The sequence below is a fragment of the Streptomyces sp. NPDC057287 genome (genome assembly GCF_042667905.1).
In the GTDB taxonomy this organism is placed as follows: Bacteria; Actinomycetota; Actinomycetes; order Streptomycetales; family Streptomycetaceae; genus Streptomyces.
Genome location: NZ_JBHUYV010000011.1, coordinates 202,515 through 223,049, shown reverse-complemented (window position 1 = coordinate 223,049; position 20,535 = coordinate 202,515). Strand labels below are relative to the sequence as shown.

Genomic DNA, 20,535 nt, shown 5'->3' with positions numbered 1-20,535 from the left:
GCGGTCAACTCGCCGCCGCGACGGCAGCCGTCTGTTCTCGGGCGTGCCGGTCCATCTCCGCCCGGAAGGCTGCCACCAACTGCGGACGGATCCTGCCGGTGTTGCGGTCGCCGCCCTCGCAGACAGCCCCGCGCACCCCCACGATGTCCGTGCCGATGCGGTTCAGTACTCCGAGGTCTCCCGCCTTCACGCTGCCCGCGAGGGCGGCGAGCAGACCGGCTTCGTGGGCCCGCCGTACGAACTCGGCGCAGACCTCCGGCGGAACGTGGTCGAACAGCCGTGTTCCGTCCTTGACCGCGGTGTCGAGCATGGCGGCGTCGGATCCGGAGCGCAGGGCGATGTCGGGCAGGGCGAGCGGGTTGACGCAGCCGATCCGGTGGGCGTCGGCGTACCCCGACGCCACGACGAGGGCATCCGGTCGATAGTCCTTCACCGCCCGGACGACCCCGCGCATGACGTCGATGGCCTGGTCGGGCGTCGTGCATCCGTAGAGGCCGACCTTGATGTAGGTGGCTCCGGAGACGGCCGCACCGAGTGCCGCCTGGGCCACGGTGCCGGGCTTGTACGGTACGTCTCCCACAGTGGCGGACACCGGCTTGTCCGCCGGGACCGCCTCGCGGATCTCCCTGATGACCCACGGGAAGTTCGCGCCGAGCGAGCCCTCGTCGGGCCTCTTGACATCGACGATGTCGAGATGCTCCGCCGCCTTCGCACAGTCGAGGGCCTCCTCGACGCTGTCCGGGGAGATGAGAAGCAGCAATGTGGTCTCCATCCACCGCGTATCCACCTGCCCAGGAAGCAGGTGCGCGGGATCGCTCGGATTTCATGCGGTCTGCTCATCATCAAGGCCGCCCGTAGCCCCCGGTAGGGCGCGCGGAGACGGAACGGGGTGCTGTCGGCCGGCCCAGCGCGCCGTGCGCGCCGTAGCGATCGCCCCCGCATGGTGTGCAGGTTTCAGAAGCAGTTTTCCGCGACGGCCCGGCAGGGCACAGCACGTGCGGCTGGTCCCCGGCGGACCGACCGACGACGTGGGCAGGCCGCCGCCCGAGGAGGAGGCGCGGGACGCGACGCCGGCCGGGCGGCGCAGGACCGGTTCATGCCGGAGCGGCACCGTTTTCATTCCTTCTGTTGAACACCCGGTTCTGCCGGGGACACAGGATTTCCGCAGGCCACATAGTGAGAGTGCGACGACCGAACGGCCGGCCCGCCCGGAGGGACGAGGGCTGCCTGCCTCGTCCTGCACGGTGTTCGCCACACCTGTCTGCGGCTCACCGCCACGCCGCCGGACCCTCGCGCACCGAACGGCGCGGCGTGCACGCACGGTCGTCCACTTCCCTGATCCGACGAAAGGCAAGACCATGCGAATCGAAGCGGTGAACCGTGTGAAACTCGTTTTCACCTTGTTCGACGCCGACGGCAACGGGGTCCTGGAATCCGACGACTTCCATCTGATGAGCAGCCGGGTCGCCGCAGCCGTACCCGGAGCCGACGAGGCACGGAAGCACGCCATGCGGGCCGGCTTCACGCGCTACTGGAACGCGCTGGCCGGCGAGCTCGACGCCGATCACGACGGCCGGATCACCTACGACGAGTACCAGGCGTGCGTCCTGTCTCCGGAGCGCTTCGACGGAGCGATCGACGAGTTCGCGGCCGGCTTCGCACGCCTCGGTGACCTGGACTGCAGCGGTACCGTCACGCGGCCGGTGTTCATCGACATGCTGAGAGGGGTCGGCTTCGACCTGCCGAACATCCATGCCCTCTTCGACGCCTTCGAGCCCGATGAGGCCAACCGCATCAGGGTGGATGTCTGGGAGGCCGAGATCAAGAACTTCTACGCCCCGGACAAGGGCGGCATCCCCGCAGACCTGCTGGCGCCCTCTCCTGCGGGCTGATCCGCCCCTGCCCGGCGGCTCGCTCCACAGGGGTGAGCCGTCGGGCCCCGGGCCCAGTCCATGCGCTTCCGGCGCACGGGACGCGGCTCCGGTGGCTGTCGGCTCTTCCGGCGATTCGGCGGCGATGAACGCCAGGTCCGTCTGCTGCGATGCGACTACGCTGGTGGGGTTGTCACATTGAACGAAGGACGCACATGGCTCGCCCTTACAATCCCGGACCGAAACAGTTCACCTTCGTTGCCGGTGACGGCGACGACCAGCAGGTCTCCGTGGGCGACCCTCAGGAAGCGTACGTGGCATTCTCCGCGTTCTTCCGGGAGCGAGATTCTGACACCTACACCATCGACGATGTACCGGCGGGCCAAAGACTGGTGCTCATGCCCGGTCAAGGTGTGATCGCCCGGTTCGAAGATGCGGACAAAGCCCGGTTCACATGCCTCAAGGTCGACAGGGCCAATCGCTACCTGCCGAGCGCGATGCTGTTCTTCGAGAACGGATATGCCGGCCTCGATCACTTCGGCCAGTGGTTCTCGGACCTCGCCGACCTCGACACGTCACCGGAGGCTCGCGGTGCCACCCGCGCCGCCACGATCACGACCGAAGCCGCGGCAATCGAAGAAGTCGCGCGTATCTGGGCCGATTCGGGGATAGTCGACCCGAGCGACCAGTACTACGTCTTCTTCGATTCGCACGATGTCGGCGATGACCGAGCTGAACGAGCCGAACTGCTCAAGTTGATCGAATTCCTCGGTCTCGAACGAGTCGACACCCCGGCTGAGGCTGCCGATGGCGAAGTCTGGGTGCGTACCGATACGCGCATCGACGTCGAATGTGAACGGTGGTCATGAACCGGCGGTTCGGGACGGGGCTGCGGCTTCTTCGTCGTGCTCGTCGCGGGCCCGCGGCCAACCGTGCCCAGTGGATGCCGTGCTGGAGATGACTCGCCTACGAGTCGACCGGTGATGCTTGCGCATTCCTCCGGCGGTGCGTGGTCGACGGTTGGTCGTCCGGCCGCCTCCTGACGAGATCGGTGCCTGATCGAGGTTGCTCGTACACGGACTCGGCGGACTTCCACTCCGACGTCCGACCGGACCACGACGGCCTGCTCGTGCCGGGCGGCGCTGGTGCGCACGACAGCGGCGGGTCAGCTCTGTGCAGGCGGGGGCAGGACGCGCTCGTCTCGCCCGATGGGGAAGACTGAGTCCATGAGAGACATCGTTTTCACGCGCATGAGCGGCTGGATCCCGAACGTGATCCGCGAGGACGGTGAGCTGAAGCTGTCGCTCGGTGCCGGGGCCGACGCCAACCATGAGCCTCGCACGTTCACGTTCTCGATCGGGGAACCCCATCTTGCGGTGATCCAGGAGGACCTGCCCAGACACCTGCTGCTGTGGAGTGCGGTCCTACCGCTGTGCGAAGCCGCCGGAACGCGGGGCCGGCTCGACGAGAACGCTGCCGTCGCGCTCCTGGACCCGATCCTGCTCTCCCCGCCCTCGGACGTCGACGCGCTCTTCCGGCGCATCCGGTGGGACAGGAGTCGGCTCATCGCCCACGGAGCTGACATCGAGCTGCTCGAGCGCGGTCAGGTCTGCGCGGCGATGGGCGCGGCAACAGAGACGTCCCACGGGAAAAGAGCTCAGGAGTACCACGCGAACCGCCGTCGCGCCGAACGCGGAACAGTGCTCGGTCCGCTCGACGCCGCGGTACTGAGGTACACGGGCCAGTACCTGCACGGCGCGACGATTCCCAAGCGGACACCCGAAGCCGTCGACCCCGCGCTGCTGCCGGAGGTCATGCGTGTGATCGCCACCGCGGAGCAGGCGTGCGCCGGGATGCGGATCGGCCGCGACCCGCGCCGGGGCAAGCGGGCCACGGACAAACACGCCTGGGACCGGATGGCGACGGCGGTCGACGCGGCCGTGCGCCGTGCACACCCTGAGCTGGTCGACGACGCGGTGCGTACGGTGAGCTTCCTGATGTGCTCGGAGGCCACGGAACGCACCAGGAGTACCCCCGAGGAGGACGACGAGGAGACTGCCGGCGACCACGCAGCCTTCGGCGAGGGCGCGAGGAAGACGATCCTGTCGTTCACCGACGACAAGGGCGCCGAGAAGAAGTGGCTCCATGGTGGTCCTCGCACTGCCGCTGCGGAGTTCTGGGAGTTCGTCGGCGATCGCTCTGCCGGGGACAACGAAGTGTTCACCATCGAGGACGAGGAGATGGGTGAAGGCATCCAGCTCCACTTCTACGCGGATTCCATCGCCCGGATCACGACGGTGCACAAGGGCGAAGGCGGCGGGTCGGATCCGGAGTACCGGGTCGAGTACAGCCTGGTCGACGGGATCAGCGGATACCGGAAGCTGGTGAGCACCTTCGTCCGGGGCGGCTGCGCCGCACTCGCACAGCACGGCCCTTGGATATCGGACAACGCCGAGTTCGAGCGCGCGCGCCGGCAACGCGACGCCAAGTAGTACGCCGGTGCTCGCCCTCACGGTGCTACCCGCCGCCCGGGGGCCCGGACGGCCCCGGCTCCGACGGTCCACCGCGACCGCCCGCCGTGTGAACACCGGGCGCCGCCGCTGGCTCCTCCTGCCGGCCCGCCGGTCCTGAACCGGCCTGACGGCTTGTGTCGCCCGGCTCATCGCCGGGAGCGGACACACCTGCTGCGGCATTGTCCCGGGTCCCCCACAGGGGCCGGGCTTCCGCCCGAGCATCTCGATCAGGCCAACGCTTTCACGTGGACGGCTGGGCGGCTGGGGCCGAAGCCGTCGCGGACGTCCCGCGCCACCGGTGCGCAGGACTCAGTCCGCCGCCAGCCGTTGTCCGAGAAGGTCCAGTCCGTGCCGGAGCCGACGGAAGTAGGTGGCCCGGCTCATGTGGAGCCGGAGTGCCAGTTGCTGATGGGTCTGCCGGCGCCCGAGGTAGTAGTGCAGCAGGATCTGCCCGGCTTCGGCGTCTTCGAGTTGGTCGCTGTCCGCAAGGGTGGCCACCCCGTCCCGCAGCGCCTTCCGCAGGTCCTCCGCCGTCTGCGTGGCCGGGGAGCGCAGCAGCGGGCTGTGTGCCAGCCAGGCGAGGTCGGAGAGGTGCGCGAGGGCCTGTCCCACGTCGTGGCCGGTGGCCGAGGGGCCGCCCGGCCCTGGCACGAGGGCGAGCCGCTCCACCCACTCGGTGATCGCGTCGTGTCCGAAGTCCTGGCTGTAGATCTCCGGTTTCCGGCCGCACCGGTAGACGTCGTCGGTGGTGGTGCCGTGCTGGTCAAAACGTAAGTTCGTCAGGAGCTGCTGGTAGCGCGGGCTCGGCGTGGAGACCGTCAGCAGCAGGCTGTTGGCCATGACGTGGTGCAGCAGGTTCCGCAGCAACCGCGCGTGCAGTCCACGCTCCGGGCAGTAGGCGGCCCCGAGGACCAGGGACCGGGCTCGCTGACCGCCCATCAGCCGGTCGGTGTGCTGCTGGAGCAGGGGTTCCATGCTGCCGACGGTGCGGTCGGCGACGCGGACCAGGCCCATGACGCCCACGGCCCGGCCGTCGCGGTCCCGGGCCATCCGGAAGCCGGCGGGGTCGTCGTGCAGCCACCGTTCCACCAGGCGTTCCGTGCGCCGGGTGTCCATACCCCCCTGGCTGGCCCACTGGTGCATCAGCCCGCCGATGTCGTCGGCGTCGCCCGGGGTCGCGGTCTGGATCGCGCCGTCCCCGGCGCTCGCCGGGAACAGCGTCTCGCGTACGACGGTGTCGTCGATGAGGGCCATGGTTCCCTCGGCGAGCCGCCCCCTGCGGGCGACGCTCGCCTCCGCGGCGAGCTGCTGCCTCCGATGGGTGTGCGCACGGGACCGTAAACCGTGGTGGGCGGCGGGCTGCCGCCACCGGTGGGCCTGATCGAACACGGCGCGGAACGGTTCCAGTACGGTCAGACCGAGTTCCGTACGCGTCACGAGACTGAGCCGGCCCAGGGTTTCGAAGAGCTCCCGGCTCTCTTCGAGGAGCTCCCGGTCCCCGCCCCAGACGGTGGCGAGCTTGTCCAGGGCGCGCTGCCACCCGTGGGCGAGCCGCTCGCGCGAGAGCCGCTCGGTGATCTCCTGCACGACCTGGTCGGCGACGGCCCCGGGGGCGTCCGGCGAGGCTCCCGCGTGCAGGGCCCGGCAGGCGGCGCAGGCGATCAGCGGGTTGCCCCCGGCCATGCGGACGGCCAGGTCCCGTGCCACCGGGTCGGCCAGTTGGGCGTCGGCCGCCAGCCGGGCGATCCGCTCGTCGGACCATGGTGCGGTCTCGATGACAGCCGCTCCCGAGAGCGTCCAGCCTGGCTGGGCCAGTAAGGAACGCCGGCTCACCACGAGCAGGGGCGCGGCGGGCGCTTCGCGCGGGAGCCGCGCGTACTCCAGCGCCGCGAGGGCCTCCGGGCCGTCGGCGCCGTCCAGCACGAGCGGCCGGGTGGTGGACTCGGCGAGCGCCGTCCGCACGGCGTCCGAGGCGTCGCCGCGGGACAGGTCCAGCACGCGTGCCGGCGAAAGACGTGACACCAGCCAGGACTTGCCGCTCCCGAGCGGCCCCGTCAGGTTGACCAGCCGGTGGCGTTCCATCGCCCCCCTCAGCACCTCGAGTGTCCCCCGAGCCGGTGCACCGGTCGCCGCCGCCTCGGTCATGAGGTCTCCCACCACGCTTCCCGCGGGCCCGTCGTCGATCACGGCGACACCCTATTGACCGGGCTTCGCGACGAGAAGACCGCACACCGGATCGGCCTCTGAGACTCCTGTGAGACCGCTGTGGGACTCCAGCGCCCCGGGGCGCTGGCTAGCGTGGGTCGGTGATCGCACGGGGCGACCGGACGGGACTCTCAGGGAGGCCACATGAACACCAACAGCATGTCCGTACTCGGTCTGACCAGCGCCGAGGAGGACGTCTACCGCCACTTCCTGCGGAATCCCGGAACACCGGAGGGTGAGGTCCCCGGGACGTCACCGGGCGAACGGGAGAGCGGAGTGCGGGCCGTCGCGCGGCTCCGGGAGCTGCGCCTGCTGCACGGGGACGACGCGGACACCTGGGCCGTGGATCCCGTCGTCGCCGTGCCGCGGCTGGCCGGGGAACAGCTGGACACGGCGCACCGGACGATGCGTCAGCTCGTCGACGTACGACCGATTCTGCGGTCCCTGCGGTATGAGAGACCGGTGCCCGGAACCGCCGCTCCGGGAAATGGCGCCGCCGCCCTGTTACGGCTGGAGGATCTGCGGGAGGTACGGGCCCGGGTGGGCCAACTGGCTTTCGGCGCACGGTCGGAGGTGCTCGCGGCCGACCCCTGCGACGCGTCTACGCCGGAGAGCGCCGGCTATGCCCGGCACCTCGACCTCGGGCGGCTCAGCAGGACGGTGCGCGTACGGGTCCTCGTGCGGGTGACGGCGCTCGCGGACGCCGGGAGTCTCGACCGGATGCGGCACCTGCATGTCGGCGGGGCGGCCATCAGGGTCGCGGATGAACTGTCCGAGACGGTCCTCGTCTACGACCGGCACGCGGCGCTGGTGCCCATCGACGCCCGCGACACCGGGCGCGGCGCCCTGTACACCGAGGAGAGCGGGCTGGTGAGCAGCCTGGTCGGCCTTTTCGAGCGGCTGTGGGCCACCGCGACCGACTTCGCCGACCTGGTGACCGCGGACACGGAGCAGGTCGCCCGGCTCACCGACACCCAGCTCCTGGTGCTCACCGCCATGTGCGCCGTCAGCAAGGACGAAGCGGGCGCCCGTCGGGCCCGCATGTCCCTCCGCACCTACCGGCGGCACATCTCCGACGTACTGAGTCTGCTGGGCGCCTGCAACCGGGCCCAGGCCGCGCTGCTCGCGCGGGAGCGCGGCTGGGTGTGAGTGCGGCAGGGTGCGAGCGCGGCAGGGTGCGAGCGTGCCGCCCCCGCCGGGTGACCGTCGGACCGGGCTGACGCAGGGACCGCCCGCCGGGACGGTCCTGGGTGGGGCCCCCCCCACTACCCGGGGGCCCCCCCCGCGGGCGCCCCCGGGGCGGGGGGGCCCCCGCGCCCCCCCCCCCCCCCGCCGACGACCGGGCCCGTGCGCGACGGCTCCGCCGCAAGGTCTCACCCAGCCGCCGCTCCGTCCCGGTCGGCGGCCCCTGCCTCGGTCCGCCCCAGCGACGGCACATGCAGGCCGAACTCCCGGCGCAGGGCGGCCCGGGCGGCCAGCAGGCCGCACATCCCGTGCACGCCGGGGCCCGGCGGGGTGGCGGCCGAGCAGAGGTAGACCCCCGGCAGAGGGGTGCGGTACGGGTCCCAGCGGGCGACGGGCCGGAGGACGGACTGCCGCAGACCCAGGGCCCCCGTCGCGATGTCCCCACCGACGTAGTTGGGGTTGTAGCGGGCCAACGCTGCCCCGGAAACGCCGCGTTCGGCGACCACGGTGTCGGTGAAGCCGGGGGCGTACCGCTCGATCGCCGCCCGCACCAGCGGTAGCGGGTCACGGGTGGAGCCGTGCGGGAGGTGCGCGTACGCCCACACCGGACGGCGCCCGGGGAGGGCACGCCCCGGGTCGGCGACCGCCGGGTCCACCACCAGCACGAAGGGCCGTTCGCCCGACGTGCCCCGGGCGTTGGCCGTCTCCTGCCGGAAGACCTCCCGCGCCGTCCCTCCGAGGTGCACGGTCACCGCCCGGCCGACGCCGGGGGCGGACCAGGGGATCGGTTCCGAGACGAGGAAGTCGGCCTTGCCGGCCGCCGGACCGTAGCGGTAGCGGCGCAGCGCCCGGGCGTAGCGAGGGGGCAGCCGGTCCCCGGCGAGGGACGCCAGCGCGGTGGGAGAGAGGTCCAGGAGGACCGCCCGGACACCGTCCAGTTCCCGCAGGTCGGTGATCTGCCGGCCGGTGTGCAGGACGCCTCCGTGCGCCCGGATGTCGGCGGTCAGGGCGTCCGCGATGCTCCGGCTGCCGCCGCGCGGTACCGGCCAGCCCGGTCCGTGGGCGAGTTGTGCCAGCAGCAGCCCGACGGCGGCGCCGGGCAGCGACGGCAGCGGGCCGGTCAGGTGCGCGGCGGCACCGGCCAGCAGCGCCCGGGCCTCCTCGCCGCGGAAGGCGAGCGGCCCGAGCCGGGTCCCGTGGAGCAGGACCCGGCTCAGCAGAGCCGGGGCGGCCCGGAGCCCGGGAGGGCGCCGCAGGTCGGACAGGAGCAGCCCGGCCAGGTCCGCCCCGTGCGCCAGCAGGGGTTCCATCAGCCGGCGCCAGCGCGCTCCGTCCGGTCCGAGCCCGGCGCAGGTCGCGTCGAGGTCGTGCCAGGCCAGGGCGGCCCGCCCGTCGTCGAGGGGGTGGGCGTAGCTGATCTCAGGGCGGAGCATGTCCACCCGCTCGGCGAGGCCGAACTCCCCGAAGAACGGGGAGGACATGCCCATCGGATGCACCGCCGAGCAGATGTCGTGGACCACGCCGGAGTCGAACAGGTCGGCTCCGCGCAGTCCGCCTCCCAGGGTGTCGGCGGCCTCGTACACCTCGACACGCAGCCCGGCCCGGGCCAGGACGGCCGCGGCGGCGAGGCCGTTCGGACCGCTGCCGACGACGGCCGCGTCCGCTCCGCTCACCGGGGGCGCCCCGAGCCGCCGGCGGACGGCCGGCCGTCGCGAGGACCGGGCGGGCGGTACCGGGTCCCCGACGGCACGGCTCGGGCGGGTGCGGGGATCATCCGGCCACTCCCGCGGTGGGCTGCCCGGACGGTACGCCGGTGGCCGCCTCGGCGGCGGCCGCGGCACGGGCGCCGTCCGCGAACTGCGCGGCGGCCAGCCGGCCGTAGAGAGCGTCGTCCCGGATGAGTTGCGGGTGGGTGCCGACGGCGCGCACCCGGCCGTCGTCGAGGACCACGATGCGGTCGGCCTCGACCACGGTGGAGATACGGTGCGCGATGGCGACGACCGCACAGCGGCGGGCGATGCGCCGCAGACTGTCGCGCAGGGCCGCCTCCGCCTCGGAGTCGAGGTGGGCGGTGGCCTCGTCGAGGAGGATCACGGCGGGCTTCTGCAGCAGTGCCCGGGCCACGCAGAGCCGCTGCCGCTGGCCTCCGGAGAGGCCGATGCCGTGGTCGCCGAGGGGTGTGTCCAGGCCCTCGGGCAGGGCGGCGACCACGTCGGTGAGCCCGGCGAGTTCGACCGCCTCCTCGATGTCGGTCTCGGTGGCGTCGGGTGCGGCGTAGACGATGTTCTCCCGGAGGGTGCCGCGCATCGCGGCGCTGTCCTGCTGGACGTAGCCGACACCGCCGCGGATCTCGGCGGGTGACAGGTGCGCGATGTCCTTGCCGTCCAGGAGCACAGCTCCCCGCCCGGGGCGGTAGAACCGCTCGATGAGCTGGAAGACCGTGGTCTTGCCGGCGCCGGAGACGCCGACCAGTGCGGTGAGCCCGCGCCGGGGGACGGTGAAGGAGACCGCGTCGAGGACGGGCCGGTCGCCGTAGCCGAAGCGGACGTCGCGGAATTCGACGGCCGGGTGCCCGCCCTCCGGAGCGGGCGACGCGGTGTCCCGCGCCCGGCCCGGGGCGGCGTCGCTTTCGGGGCCGGGGGCCGCGGCGGGAGCAGGGGTGTCCTCCTGCGGGATGCCGGCCAGTTCGTCCACGCGCTGCACGGCGGCCCGGCCCTGCTGGTAGGTGCCGAGCGAGAGGAACACCAGGACCAGCGGGGAGACGAGGTAGAAGAGGTACATCGTGAAGGCCGTGAAGTCGGCGACGCTCAGGGAACCGGTCGCCACCCTGGCCATGCCTACGCCCATCACGGCCGCCAGCGAGGCCTGCAGGCCGACGTTGAGGACCGGCGAGAACAGGGCGTTGAGCACGGTGACCCGGTTGCCGGACCGGCGGACCTTGTCCGCGCGCACCGCGAGCCGGTCCTCCTCGCGGCCCTCGGCGCCCGCGGCCTTCACGGTGGGCAGGGCGGCGAGCACCCGCTGGAGGTCCGCGCCGAACTCGCCGGTGTCCGCGCGGTTGACCAGGGCCGCCCGGCGCAGCCCGCGGGCTACCCCGATGGAGGCGACGCTCGCGACACCGAGGCAGCCGACGGTCACCAGCAGCAGCCAGACGTCGATCAGGGCCATCATCACCACGCCGCCGAGCACGATCAGCCCGTTGAGGAGGATCTGCGCGAGGCTCTGGGTGAGCGCGATCTTCATCAGCGCGGTGTCGCCCACCAGCCGGGTGTGCACGTCGCCCTGCCGCTGGGTGTTGAGGTACGAGAGGTCGGCGCGCAGCACCCTGCCCGAGAGCAGGACCCGGGCGTCGCGGACGATGTTCTCGCCGGCCCGGCCGATGAGACATCCCTGGGTCGCGGAGAGCGCGGCGTCCGCGACGAACAGGACGGCCAGCAGGGTGATGAGGAGGGCGACCGGCTCGTGCCGGCCGACCGCCTCGATGAGATGCGCGACGAGCTTCGGCTGCACGAGAGTGGAGGCCACACCGAGTATCCCGAGCAGCACCCCGCCCGTCAGGAGTCGGGTCTGGGCACGGGTCAGCTCCGCGACGAGGCCACGCGGCGCGGTCGTGGTGCTGGTCATGACTGCTCCGTACGGTCGGCACGGACGAACCGGCTGATGTGCACGGGGCTCTGGGCGGCGACGAACGGCCCGCCCGACCAGTCGCCGTGGAGGCTGACCCGTTCGAGTCCGGCTTCGGCCGCGTAGGCTTCGATGTCCTCCGGGGTGGTGAGCCGCGTGATCTCGGTTCCTATCCGGGTCCCGCCGGGCTCGTGCAGCAGGTGTGAGGTGTGCCAGAGCCCCTGTTCGGCGAGGAGCGTGGAGTAGGTCTGGAGCCCGGTCCCTGGTGCGGGGTAGGGCGCGAAGAACGAGGTGCGGCTGAGTCCCTCGTGCAGGGTGTGGACGAAGCCCGGGTTGTGGGTCTCCACCACGAGGGTTCCCCCGGCCGTGAGACGGCGCGCGGCCCCGGCGACGGCGGCGCGCTGGCCCGCCGGGTCGAGGACGAGGGACATCGTGCCGCAGACGCAGTAGACGAGTCCGTGGCGGCCGCCGTCGTCGTAGGTGCGGATGTCGCCGTGCACGGGGGTCACGGCGACCCCGGACTCCGCGACGGCGGTCCGGAGCCGTTCGAGCATCTCCGGGGACGAGTCCACTCCGACGACCTCGCCGGTGAGACGCGCGAGCGGTACGGCGATACGGCCCGTGCCGACGCCGAGTTCGAGGGCGGACCCGCCTGGATGCCAGGCGGCCAGCGCCGCGGCCGTGCGGTCGGCCGAGCCGTCCTGGGGGAAGAGCCGGTCGTAGAAGTCGGCGAAGACCCTGCCGTAACCGATGTCCGCGATCGCGGGGGCGGCGGTGTCCGACGGTGCGGTCGCGGTGCTCATGCCTGCTCGCTTTCTGCCGCCGTAGCGGACGGGTTGCGCATCGGGGTGTAGGGAGAGACGAAGATGATCTCCGGCTCCTCGGAGTCGTCGTAGCCGGCGTTGCGGGCCAGCGTGAATTGGAAGCCCTTGACACCGGTGGCGCCCGAACGTTCGATGCCGGCTCGGAAGTAGGCGCTGAGGATGCGGTATCCGGGCAGGGTGCGGGCCGTCGCGAACCCCTTGTCGAGGTGGCGCATCACCTCGGTGCCCAGGTCGAATACGGCCTTCTCGGTCCGGCGGGCGGGGAACCAGACGATCTGGTGGGCCCTGCGCCCCGCGATGACCTCCACGGGCGCCCAGTCGGAGGTCTCGCCGGCCTCGTCGAGGGTGCGGCAGTAGAACTGGAGATCGTGCTGGGCCGGAGTCGGAGCGAAGAAGCGCCAGTTCGGGAAGAGCGTGGAGAAGACGTCGAGCCGGGCGAGCCTGCTGAACGTCGGCTGGGGGTGCTGGGTGCAGAGGGTGCCCACCAGCAGCAGGCCGGCGAGCAGCCGTACATTGCCGTCCGTGCCACCGAAGTGACGGGCGAGCAGGCGGCGGGCCTGGGCGGCGCGAGCGGTGCCGCTCATCGGTCCCCCTCCTGACCGGCCATGGCGGAGGGCCGTACTTCGGTGGCGGAAGGCGGCACGGCCGTGGTGTCGCCGAGGAAGGCCACGAGCCGGCGGGCCGCCTCGCAGGCGAGCTGCGGGTCGGTCAGGATGCCGTCGTGGTCGGCGGTCTCGACGACGGTGCTGCGGACGGTCCGGCCGGCCAGGTGCGCGTCGGCGAGGTCCTTGTGCAGGAGCAGGTGGTCGGGGTCCCGGTCGACGGTGTGCTGGGCGGACAGCACCAGCGCGTGGGCGTCCAGCCGGGGCAGGGGGCCCTCGAATGACCGGAAGTCCCTTTCCGCGGCCCGCCATTCACGCAGCGCGGCGGTCCACACGCGGTGGTCGGTGTACTCGGCCATCGCCCTGCTCCGCACCGGGGCGGGCAGGTTCCGGATCCAGCCGGGGGTCTGCATGAGCACGCCGAGGCCCGTCCGCAGGCTGACGGACGTGGAACGGATCATCTCCTCGACGTGCCGGGCGTTCGCGCCCTGCTGGCTGGACCGGTCGAGCTGCTGGGGGTGGGAGCTGTCCACGTAGACGACGGAGTGCACCCGCTCGCCGAGCCGCACGGCCGCCCGCCGGGCGAGCTCACCGCCCAGGGAGTGCCCGACCAGCGAGACCTGGCGTCCCTCCGGGACAGCTGCCTCGATCAGATCGACCAGGTCGTCCACCGATTCACCCAGGTGGTACGGCGTCGGAGCGTGCCGTCTGCTCGCCCCGTAGCCGGCCCGGCTGTAGGCCAGCCACGGGCGTCCGTCGGCGTTGAGGGCCTTGGCGTACCAGCTGAAGTGCGCGGGCAGGGCGCCGAGTCCGTGCACGAGGACGGCCACGGGGCCCTCGCCCGTCCGGCTGACCGTGCCGTCGTGGGCCAGCTCGTTGCCGTGGCGGGTGGTGACCGTGGCGCCGAACGCGTGATCGGTGGTCCGCATCCTGCGGTGGACCGCCACCCCGGCCGCCGCAGCCGCGGCGCCGGCCATGAGCAGTGCCGCGGCCGCCGGCATCCGGTCGTCCCGTCCGGCGACGGCGGGGTGGCTGCGGGGCGTGCTGGTGTACGCGACCATCGGATGCATCGCGGTGAAAGCCGGAATGAACCTCCCCAGTCCCATGACGGAGCCGTTGGCGACGTGGAAGGCGGCGACGCCGGCGATCACCGGGCGGGCCAGCAGACCGCCCTTGAGGTACAGCACAGGGAACAGGCATTCCATGGCCAGCACACCGTGGGCCAGGGCCCGTGCGGACCGGGGGTGACGGCGGGTCAGTCGCCACACCTTCTCGTGCCCGTAGGTCCTGGTGCGCATGACACCGGTCAGGGCGGAGCCGGTGCGCCAGTCCTTCCCGAGGAGCTTGATCCAGCCGGAGACGACGTACGACAGGTTGGACTGGAGCGCCACGTACCACACCAGCGCGTCCTGGGCGGCGGGCGAGGGGGCGAGCCGGGCCAGGCCGGTCGCGGTCTGCACGAGGTTGGACGCCTGGTCGGAGCCGTCCGTGCCGTAACGGTGGGTGGGATAGAGCAGGGCGCCGCTGAGACCGAGGAAGAGGTTGGCCGCTCCGCGCGCCCGGCTGTCGCCCGGAAGCAGGAGAGCGGCGCTCGCGGCCACCCGGGCGGCGTGCAGGGACCGGCTGGTCCGCTCGTCGGCGACGAGGTCGAGCAGCTTGCGCAGTGGCCTGCCGTAGTGGGCGTGCCCGTACCGGGCGAGTGCCCAGTCGTTCAGTCCGCCCGGCCGTTTCTGGTCCGGGGTGGTGAGGTGCTCCAGGCTGGACAGCAGGGAGGTGACCGCCGCGATCCGTTCGGAGGCGCCGATGGCCTGGCTGCGGGAGACGGGCAGGGGGCCGGTGAGCGCCGAGAGCGCCGCCCGGGCGGTCGGCCCGGCGGCTCTGAGCTTGGCGAAGCGAGCGAGCATGGAAGGTACTCCTGGGCGGAAGTCGGGCAGGGCCGGCCGGCGGCGTGGGCGTTCGGCGTGCGGACTGCCCGGATACGGATGCGCTCCGGTGCGGGAGGCCGGTGTCCGGCCGTCCCCGTCCGGTCCCGGCCGGGCGGCACGCCGCTCCGGCCGGGACCGAACGTCTGTGTCAGCCGAGGATTTCGACCTCGATGGGGGGCTCGAGAGGCCCGCCGTCCCGCCCGGCCACGAACGCGTTCACCAGGGCCACACCGATGATCACACCAGCCGCGACGGCTGGCGTGGCCATGACAGGCGTATGGGCGGTGATGAACCGGCCCTGCGGGTCGTCGACCCTGATGTCGGTGAGGGCACCGGGTCGTGTCAGGAAGGAAACGTCGTTCATCTGGCTCTCCTTGTTCGTGTTCCGGTTCGGGTGGGGGCCGCGATCACTGCTCGACGGGCGACGTGTCGCCGATCGCGTCGCAGACCACCACACCGGCCACGAAGCCGGCAGTGAACACCGCCGCCACGAGCACGGGCGTGGCCGCGACGGGGGCCGTGCCCGTGGCGGTGCAACCGGGGTCCCCCTCGGTCAGTGGGCGCGCCGCGGCCGGGACGGCCTGGAAAACGGCAGCGTTCATGGACTTCCTCCTAGGGTGTGAAGGTGTGTGGGGCGGTGTCGCGGGGTTGTTCAGAGCTGCGGCTCGTGAGTGCCGCCGGTGCCGTCGATCGCCGGACCGACGACGAACTCCGCCACGACGAACTGCACCGAGGCGATCGGGCTCGCGGCCGGGCCGGTGTACCCGGCGTCACTCTCGGACAGGGCGCGCGTCGTGACCGCGCTGGCAGGGCATACGGAGGCCGTCGCCCGCCGGGTGCCGGTCACAGCGAGGGCTCGGTGGTGCTGCCGATGATCGTTCCGGCCGCGTAGGCGACGACCACGGCGGCGGCGACCGTCACGATCACCTGGGTGGCGGCGATCGGCGCCGCACCGCCGAAGGTCTGTCCCTCGGTCCTCTCGTCGAGCGGACCGACGGCGGCCCAGCCCGGTGTTCTGACCTGCTGCATGTTCCCTCCTCTGTCAGCCTGGACGGCGCCCGGAGGCTGCCGCCACAGGTCCGTACGGCAGCGCGGCCCCCCGGACCCCGAGGGGCCCGGCCGGGCGGCGTTCCGTCTGTGCCGTCAACGATGGCGGGGCCACCGGCCGGGCGGAAGGCCGTCAGCTGGCACAAGGCTGCAGGGCTGCCCGCAGGATGGTGCAGGCGCGGCGCTGCCTCCGCCGGCGCGGTGAGGGGACGGCGAGAACGGCGCATGAGCGGTCGACGAGCAGATCGCGTACGGGTCTGCACCCGATGTCGTAGCAGTCGACCAGCGCCGCAACGTTCAGCTGCCCCTTGGACCGTGTCCTACGGGGTGAGCCGGACGAGTCGTTCGCAGCAGCGGAGGCCGGCTGCGAGACCGAGGGGGGCCAAGTAGTGGCGAGGCTGTCGTTCGTAACGGTGGTTGAGGCGGCAGTGGCCGGTCAGCCAGGACATGTGCCCAATGACCCGACGTCGGCGCCCTGTTCGTTCGCCGGACACGACTCCCTTGCGGGCAATGCGGACGCCGATGCTCTTCTCCCATAGCCGTTTCCGCAGATGAGGGACGCCGCAGGCCTGGCACTTGGCTCGAATGGGCGGCCGCGGTGGGGGCGTGTCTCGCCCGGTGCCCGGTGCCCGGTGACCAGCGGGCCGGTGGAATCCATGCATCGACACCACAGGCTCGGGCAGCGAGTTCACCTGGCACACACCTGACATGGCAGGAGTCTCGGGCGAGCAGGCGCCCTACATCCTGTGGAACTTCGCGGATGCGACCGACATCACCATCGAGGACGGCGACGAGGTCGAAGGAACGATCTACGCCCCTCGCGCCAGCCTCACCGACCTCGACCCGGCCAACCTCGAGGGCGACATCATCGCCCGCTAGCTGGTCGCGGGCCCGCTTACGTCGGGTCCGCCACGTTGGTCGGCGGCAGCAGAGTCACCCGCCGGTCCACCGTGATCAGTTTCGTCGGCAAACCCGTTCCCACCCGTATCTGCACGCCCGGCGCGGCCAGATCGTCCAGGCCTCGGGCCCGCCCCTGGAAGCTCAGCCCCTCACGGTCCACCGCGACGCGCACCCGTACCCCGCGCCTGACGGGTTCGGCCACGTCGAGCGGCGCGGGCATCCCATCCGCCTGACTGGCCGCGTAGGGCGGGCGGTCCAGAAGCGCCACCTCCTCGCTCGCCGACACCAGCAGCGAAGCCACCCGGGGCGGCGATCGCCGCCCCGCCTCGGACCGTCTCGATGCCGGTGGCACGGGGGGTGTTCGCGGAGCTCAGCAGCTGGGCGGCGATCCGGTCTACGCACCCGGTGAGCTCTTCCAGCTCCGCTGATCCGTGCAGGAGCTCGGCCTGACACAGGTGGATCAGGCTGCGCAGCGCGGTGGAGGGGGCCACGGTGGCGGGCAGCCCCGCCACTCCTCCGGCCGGGTGGGTGAAACTGTGCTCGGCCAGCTGGTCGAGCGCGGTCGTGACCCTGCGCACGGTCAGCCCGAGGGACTGGGCGAGGGCGGTGCGGGAGGCGGGTTCGGGTACGTCGAGCAGCGCTTCGTACACCCGGAGTTCGTCCGCTCCGAGCCCGAGCGCCTGCCAGTGCTTGTCCCACCCAGTCAGTCCCACTGGCCGAACTCTTACCTGTCAATGCAGGCCACACAAGTGTGGACGTCCACAAGTGCGCACCCGGAACGCATTGTTCACATCCCTGCTCCGGTACTTGCATGTCCGCATCCGATATCCGTTCATGCAGCAGTGGCACCGGAGGGCACCGTGCGGAGTTCATCGCGCAAGAGATCAGCCAGAGCAGGACAGGGATCCGGCAGCTTGATCGTCGGCCAGGGCATAGCCGCAGTGCTGGCCGTTGCAGGCCTGTTGGTGACGGCGATACCGGCCGCCCATGCAGACACTGCCACCGCGTCCACCTCGTCCGAGGTGACACCGGGTGCGGAGACCGAGACACCGTCGCTCGTCACCGGGCTGAACGAGGTGGCCTCTCCCACCGGCACCGCCGCCGACGCCGCCCGCGGCCACCTCAAGGCCAGGAAGGGCCGCTACCACATCGCGGACACCTCGACGAAGGACCTGGCCTCGACCGGGACCACGACCGAGAAGGGCGGCAGGGAGACGGTCCGCCTCCAGCAGAAGTACAAGGGTGTCGAGGTCCTGGGTGGCCAGTACCTGGTCCGGATGACCAAGAGGGACGGCAAGCGCACTGTCACCGGCACCTCCGGCAACTACTTCACCGAGCTCAAACTCGACTCGGTCGCCCCGAAGATCTCCGAGACGACCGCCATCGAGCGGGCGGTCGGTGCTGTCTCCTCGCAGCTGGGCGACGGGCTGCTCAGGGCCCCGGCCGAGGGCGAGAAGCCGGGCAAGGTCCAGCTGGCCGGTACGGCCGGTGCCGTGACCGTACTTCCGCAGGGCACCGGCGTGCTGACCCGGCACGTCACCGTCACGGGCACCAACCCGGCCGACGGTTCGCCGGTCCAGCAGGAGGTGTACATCGACGCGCACTCCGGCTTCCCGGTCATGCAGTACAGCGGCATCCAGACCTTCGGCGCCGCGAACACCGCAACCGGTGCGACGGACGGCTCCGCGGCCCCCGCCGGCGCCTCCACCGACGCCGCCGACCAGCTGATCGTCAAGGGCAGCGGCGTCCGGTACAACGGCCAGAAGGTCGACGTCAATCTGTACAAGGACTCCAAGGGACTCCTGCAGATGATCGACTACAGCAAGCGGGCCGCCGGCTCCCCGTACGAGGGCCCCATGATCGCCACGTACGACGCCCGCGGCCGTGAGGCGTCCGGCGCCTCCGGCGTATGGCCCGTCGGCGTCAAGTACTTCCAGCCCGCCACCCCGGAGCTCGGCGAGGACTACACCAACTCCGGTGCCGTGGACGCCCACTGGGCAGCCGGCAAGGTGTACGACTACTACAAGAACCACTTCGACCGGAACAGCCTCGACGGCAAGGACGGCTACATCTACTCCCTGGTCGGAGTCGTCAGCAACGGCCAGCCGTACAACAACGCCTTCTGGGACGGCACCAAGATGGTGTACGGCCAAGGCGGCGGCGACTACCGCACCTTCTCCGCCGACACCGACGTCGTCGGCCACGAGATGACGCACGGCGTCGTCACGCACACCGCGAACCTGGTCTACGCGGGCCAGTCCGGCGCGATGAACGAAGCCATCGCCGACTACTTCGGCAACGCCATCGACCTGGAGGCCAGCGGCCAGTCGATGGACGACCCGGAGGCCGGGCTGCTCGGCGAGGACCTGTGCACCACGCTCAGCCCGCGCGAGTGCGCCCTGCGCGACCTGAACGACGGTGCCACCACGTCAAAGGACTTCATCGGCGTCACCTACGGCGGTGACAACGGCGGGGTGCACCTCAACTCCACGATCTTCTCCGGTGCCCTGTGGGACATGCGCGAGGACCTCGGCGCCGAGCTCGCCGACCAGATCGTCTACCGGGCCCTGTCCGCGTACATGACCCCGCTCGACGGCTTCACCGAGGGCCGCTCAGCGGTCGTCGCCGCCGCGCAGGAGCTGGGCGTCACCAAGGCCCAGCTGAAGATCGTCAAGCGGTCCTTCGACGCTCACGGCATCGCCCTCGGCTGGGAGAAGGCCCTCGGCGTCGACACCGACACGATCCTCTCCAAGGTCAACATCTCCGGCACCGGCGTCGGCGCCGGCGGCGGCAAGTACGCCGTCTCCCGCTCCAATGAGGACGGTAGCGAGCCGTACTCGGTGTGGCTGGGCAACACGTCCGACAAGGGCCAGCCACAGCTGGTGAGCGCCAACAACGGCAACTACAACGTCTACGCCGACACCGACGGCAAGACGGTGGTCTGGGCCGACTACGGCAGCGACGGCGTCAGGATCATGGCGCGCCCCGTCAAGGGCGGCCTCACCAAGGTGATCGACGGCGTCGGCACCAACATCTCCGGCCTCGTCGTGGACGGCGACTACGTCGCCTACACCGCCTTCAACCCGCAGTTCGGGGTCACCAACGTCCGGTACGTCAACATGAAGACCGGCAAGGTCGGCCTGGTCGACGGCGGCCGTCCCTACAACGTCTCGGGCCTGCCCTCCATCAAGGACGGCAAGATCGCCTACGTCAAGCTGGCCCCTGACGCGAACAGCGACTTCCAGCTCGGCGTCGAGGTCTTCGACGGAGCCACCGGCGCCAAGACACAGATGCCCGTCGCCGCCGACGTCATGGGCGTCGGCCAGACCGCGATCACGGACGACGGAGTCTTCTGGATCGAGGACGACGACGCCACCGACGCCGGCCAGGCCGCGGCGCGCCGCGCGAACCCCGACGGCTCGAACCCGGTCACCGTCACCCCGGAGGCGGGCGAAGGTTCCCTCTTCGCCTACTCGCTGACGGCCTCGGACGACGCGGTCAGCATCTCGACCGCGCTTCCGGCCACGACGTGGGCCAACGAGACGATGATGAAGCTGTACCAGGTCGCGCCCGACGGCAAGGGCGGCTCGCAGCGCGTGTCCTGCAACCGCGGCGAGCAGGCGTTCGGCGCGGCCGACGAAGGCCGGCGCGTCCTCTGGCTGGACGGCACCACCGGCTACACCGAGCTGGTGACGCGCGAGCGTCCGGCGGGCCGTTGCTGATCTGATCCGGAACACATGAACGGGAGGCGGCCGGCTTTGGGGAGCCCGGCCGCCTCTCCGCATGTCCTCCGCCGGGAGCGTGCCGCCCCGGCCGGCCACCCGGGCCCGCGCATGATC

18 protein-coding genes and 1 pseudogene are annotated in these 20,535 nt (G+C 71.6%); 6 read left to right on the top strand and 13 right to left on the bottom strand.

All coding sequences use genetic code 11. The annotated features are described in order from the left end of the window. Positions 1-4 precede the first annotated feature (4 nt). Entirely contained in the window at positions 5-772 is a 768-nt protein-coding gene (locus tag ACFUNE_RS22680) for a (5-formylfuran-3-yl)methyl phosphate synthase (RefSeq protein ID WP_383570860.1), read from the bottom strand. A gap of 586 nt (positions 773-1,358) precedes the next feature. On the opposite strand from ACFUNE_RS22680, the gene ACFUNE_RS22675 reads away from it, so the two are divergent. From ACFUNE_RS22675 to ACFUNE_RS22665, 3 genes are all read left to right on the top strand, one after another. After that, on the top strand, positions 1,359-1,892 hold the full coding sequence (locus ACFUNE_RS22675) for an EF-hand domain-containing protein (RefSeq protein WP_383570858.1): 534 nt from the start codon (positions 1,359-1,361) through the stop codon (positions 1,890-1,892). A 194-nt stretch (positions 1,893-2,086) separates the two neighbouring features. Next, entirely contained in the window at positions 2,087-2,740 is a 654-nt protein-coding gene (locus ACFUNE_RS22670; RefSeq protein ID WP_383570855.1) for a hypothetical protein, read from the top strand. A 357-nt stretch (positions 2,741-3,097) separates the two neighbouring features. Then, a complete protein-coding gene (locus tag ACFUNE_RS22665) occupies positions 3,098-4,363 on the top strand; it encodes a DUF6357 family protein (RefSeq protein ID WP_383570852.1) in 1,266 nt (421 codons plus the stop codon). Positions 4,364-4,693: 330 nt separating this feature from the next. On the opposite strand, the gene ACFUNE_RS22660 is transcribed toward ACFUNE_RS22665, so the two are convergent. Next, positions 4,694-6,571, bottom strand: a complete 1,878-nt coding sequence (locus tag ACFUNE_RS22660; protein WP_383570850.1) for a hypothetical protein — start codon at positions 6,569-6,571, stop codon at positions 4,694-4,696. A gap of 162 nt (positions 6,572-6,733) precedes the next feature. Here ACFUNE_RS22660 and ACFUNE_RS22655 point away from each other — a divergent pair, with 162 nt between their 5' ends. Next, positions 6,734-7,738 carry a helix-turn-helix transcriptional regulator gene (locus tag ACFUNE_RS22655; RefSeq protein ID WP_383570847.1) on the top strand — a complete coding sequence of 335 codons (1,005 nt, stop codon included), beginning with the start codon at positions 6,734-6,736 and terminating at the stop codon, positions 7,736-7,738. 224 nt (positions 7,739-7,962) lie between these two features. Here the strand turns inward: ACFUNE_RS22655 and ACFUNE_RS22650 are convergent, their stop codons facing one another. From ACFUNE_RS22650 to ACFUNE_RS22605, 10 genes and pseudogenes are all read right to left on the bottom strand, one after another. Next, positions 7,963-9,447, bottom strand: a complete 1,485-nt coding sequence (locus ACFUNE_RS22650) for a phytoene desaturase family protein (protein WP_383570844.1) — start codon at positions 9,445-9,447, stop codon at positions 7,963-7,965. Positions 9,448-9,544: 97 nt separating this feature from the next. Further along, positions 9,545-11,398, bottom strand: coding sequence for an ABC transporter ATP-binding protein (locus ACFUNE_RS22645; protein ID WP_383570842.1), 1,854 nt, complete (start codon positions 11,396-11,398; stop codon positions 9,545-9,547). Beyond that, on the bottom strand, positions 11,395-12,201 hold the full coding sequence (locus ACFUNE_RS22640; protein WP_383570839.1) for a class I SAM-dependent methyltransferase: 807 nt from the start codon (positions 12,199-12,201) through the stop codon (positions 11,395-11,397). Before ACFUNE_RS22640 ends, ACFUNE_RS22645 begins: the two co-directional genes overlap by 4 nt. Then, positions 12,198-12,806 carry a hypothetical protein gene (locus ACFUNE_RS22635; RefSeq protein WP_383570836.1) on the bottom strand — a complete coding sequence of 203 codons (609 nt, stop codon included), beginning with the start codon at positions 12,804-12,806 and terminating at the stop codon, positions 12,198-12,200. Before ACFUNE_RS22635 ends, ACFUNE_RS22640 begins: the two co-directional genes overlap by 4 nt. Continuing rightward, a complete protein-coding gene (locus tag ACFUNE_RS22630; RefSeq protein ID WP_383570833.1) occupies positions 12,803-14,728 on the bottom strand; it encodes an alpha/beta fold hydrolase in 1,926 nt (641 codons plus the stop codon). The genes ACFUNE_RS22635 and ACFUNE_RS22630 overlap by 4 nt, the downstream gene beginning before the upstream one ends. A gap of 169 nt (positions 14,729-14,897) precedes the next feature. After that, entirely contained in the window at positions 14,898-15,113 is a 216-nt protein-coding gene (locus ACFUNE_RS22625; RefSeq protein ID WP_383570830.1) for a hypothetical protein, read from the bottom strand. A 43-nt stretch (positions 15,114-15,156) separates the two neighbouring features. Next, positions 15,157-15,351 carry a hypothetical protein gene (locus ACFUNE_RS22620; RefSeq protein ID WP_383570827.1) on the bottom strand — a complete coding sequence of 65 codons (195 nt, stop codon included), beginning with the start codon at positions 15,349-15,351 and terminating at the stop codon, positions 15,157-15,159. A 50-nt stretch (positions 15,352-15,401) separates the two neighbouring features. Then, entirely contained in the window at positions 15,402-15,596 is a 195-nt protein-coding gene (locus tag ACFUNE_RS22615) for a hypothetical protein (protein ID WP_383570824.1), read from the bottom strand. Beyond that, positions 15,593-15,778 carry a hypothetical protein gene (locus tag ACFUNE_RS22610; protein WP_383570821.1) on the bottom strand — a complete coding sequence of 62 codons (186 nt, stop codon included), beginning with the start codon at positions 15,776-15,778 and terminating at the stop codon, positions 15,593-15,595. The genes ACFUNE_RS22615 and ACFUNE_RS22610 overlap by 4 nt, the downstream gene beginning before the upstream one ends. Before the next feature lie 338 nt (positions 15,779-16,116). Beyond that, a pseudogene (locus tag ACFUNE_RS22605) lies at positions 16,117-16,451 on the bottom strand (IS5/IS1182 family transposase); the annotation flags it as partial. Between the two features lie 5 nt (positions 16,452-16,456). Between ACFUNE_RS22605 and ACFUNE_RS22600 the strand changes: the two are divergent. Beyond that, a complete protein-coding gene (locus tag ACFUNE_RS22600; protein WP_383571024.1) occupies positions 16,457-16,675 on the top strand; it encodes a collagen-binding domain-containing protein in 219 nt (72 codons plus the stop codon). Between the two features lie 170 nt (positions 16,676-16,845). On the opposite strand, the gene ACFUNE_RS22595 is transcribed toward ACFUNE_RS22600, so the two are convergent. Next, complete coding sequence (locus ACFUNE_RS22595) at positions 16,846-17,409, bottom strand: hypothetical protein (protein WP_383570818.1); 564 nt, start codon at positions 17,407-17,409, stop codon at positions 16,846-16,848. 201 nt (positions 17,410-17,610) lie between these two features. Here ACFUNE_RS22595 and ACFUNE_RS22590 point away from each other — a divergent pair, with 201 nt between their 5' ends. After that, on the top strand, positions 17,611-20,418 hold the full coding sequence (locus ACFUNE_RS22590) for a M4 family metallopeptidase (protein WP_383570815.1): 2,808 nt from the start codon (positions 17,611-17,613) through the stop codon (positions 20,416-20,418). Positions 20,419-20,535 lie beyond the last annotated feature (117 nt).

Bases quoted from the DNA above. Each gene is read 5' to 3' on its own strand.
- ACFUNE_RS22680 (WP_383570860.1), bottom strand. From the start codon at position 772: ATGGAGACCACATTGCTGCTTCTCATCTCCCCGGACAGCGTCGAGGAG.
- ACFUNE_RS22675 (WP_383570858.1), top strand. From the start codon at position 1,359: ATGCGAATCGAAGCGGTGAACCGTGTGAAACTCGTTTTCACCTTGTTC.
- ACFUNE_RS22670 (WP_383570855.1), top strand. From the start codon at position 2,087: ATGGCTCGCCCTTACAATCCCGGACCGAAACAGTTCACCTTCGTTGCC.
- ACFUNE_RS22665 (WP_383570852.1), top strand. From the start codon at position 3,098: ATGAGAGACATCGTTTTCACGCGCATGAGCGGCTGGATCCCGAACGTG.
- ACFUNE_RS22655 (WP_383570847.1), top strand. From the start codon at position 6,734: ATGAACACCAACAGCATGTCCGTACTCGGTCTGACCAGCGCCGAGGAG.
- ACFUNE_RS22645 (WP_383570842.1), bottom strand. From the start codon at position 11,398: ATGACCAGCACCACGACCGCGCCGCGTGGCCTCGTCGCGGAGCTGACC.
- ACFUNE_RS22640 (WP_383570839.1), bottom strand. From the start codon at position 12,201: ATGAGCACCGCGACCGCACCGTCGGACACCGCCGCCCCCGCGATCGCG.
- ACFUNE_RS22635 (WP_383570836.1), bottom strand. From the start codon at position 12,806: ATGAGCGGCACCGCTCGCGCCGCCCAGGCCCGCCGCCTGCTCGCCCGT.
- ACFUNE_RS22630 (WP_383570833.1), bottom strand. From the start codon at position 14,728: ATGCTCGCTCGCTTCGCCAAGCTCAGAGCCGCCGGGCCGACCGCCCGG.
- ACFUNE_RS22625 (WP_383570830.1), bottom strand. From the start codon at position 15,113: ATGAACGACGTTTCCTTCCTGACACGACCCGGTGCCCTCACCGACATC.
- ACFUNE_RS22620 (WP_383570827.1), bottom strand. From the start codon at position 15,351: ATGAACGCTGCCGTTTTCCAGGCCGTCCCGGCCGCGGCGCGCCCACTG.
- ACFUNE_RS22610 (WP_383570821.1), bottom strand. From the start codon at position 15,778: ATGCAGCAGGTCAGAACACCGGGCTGGGCCGCCGTCGGTCCGCTCGAC.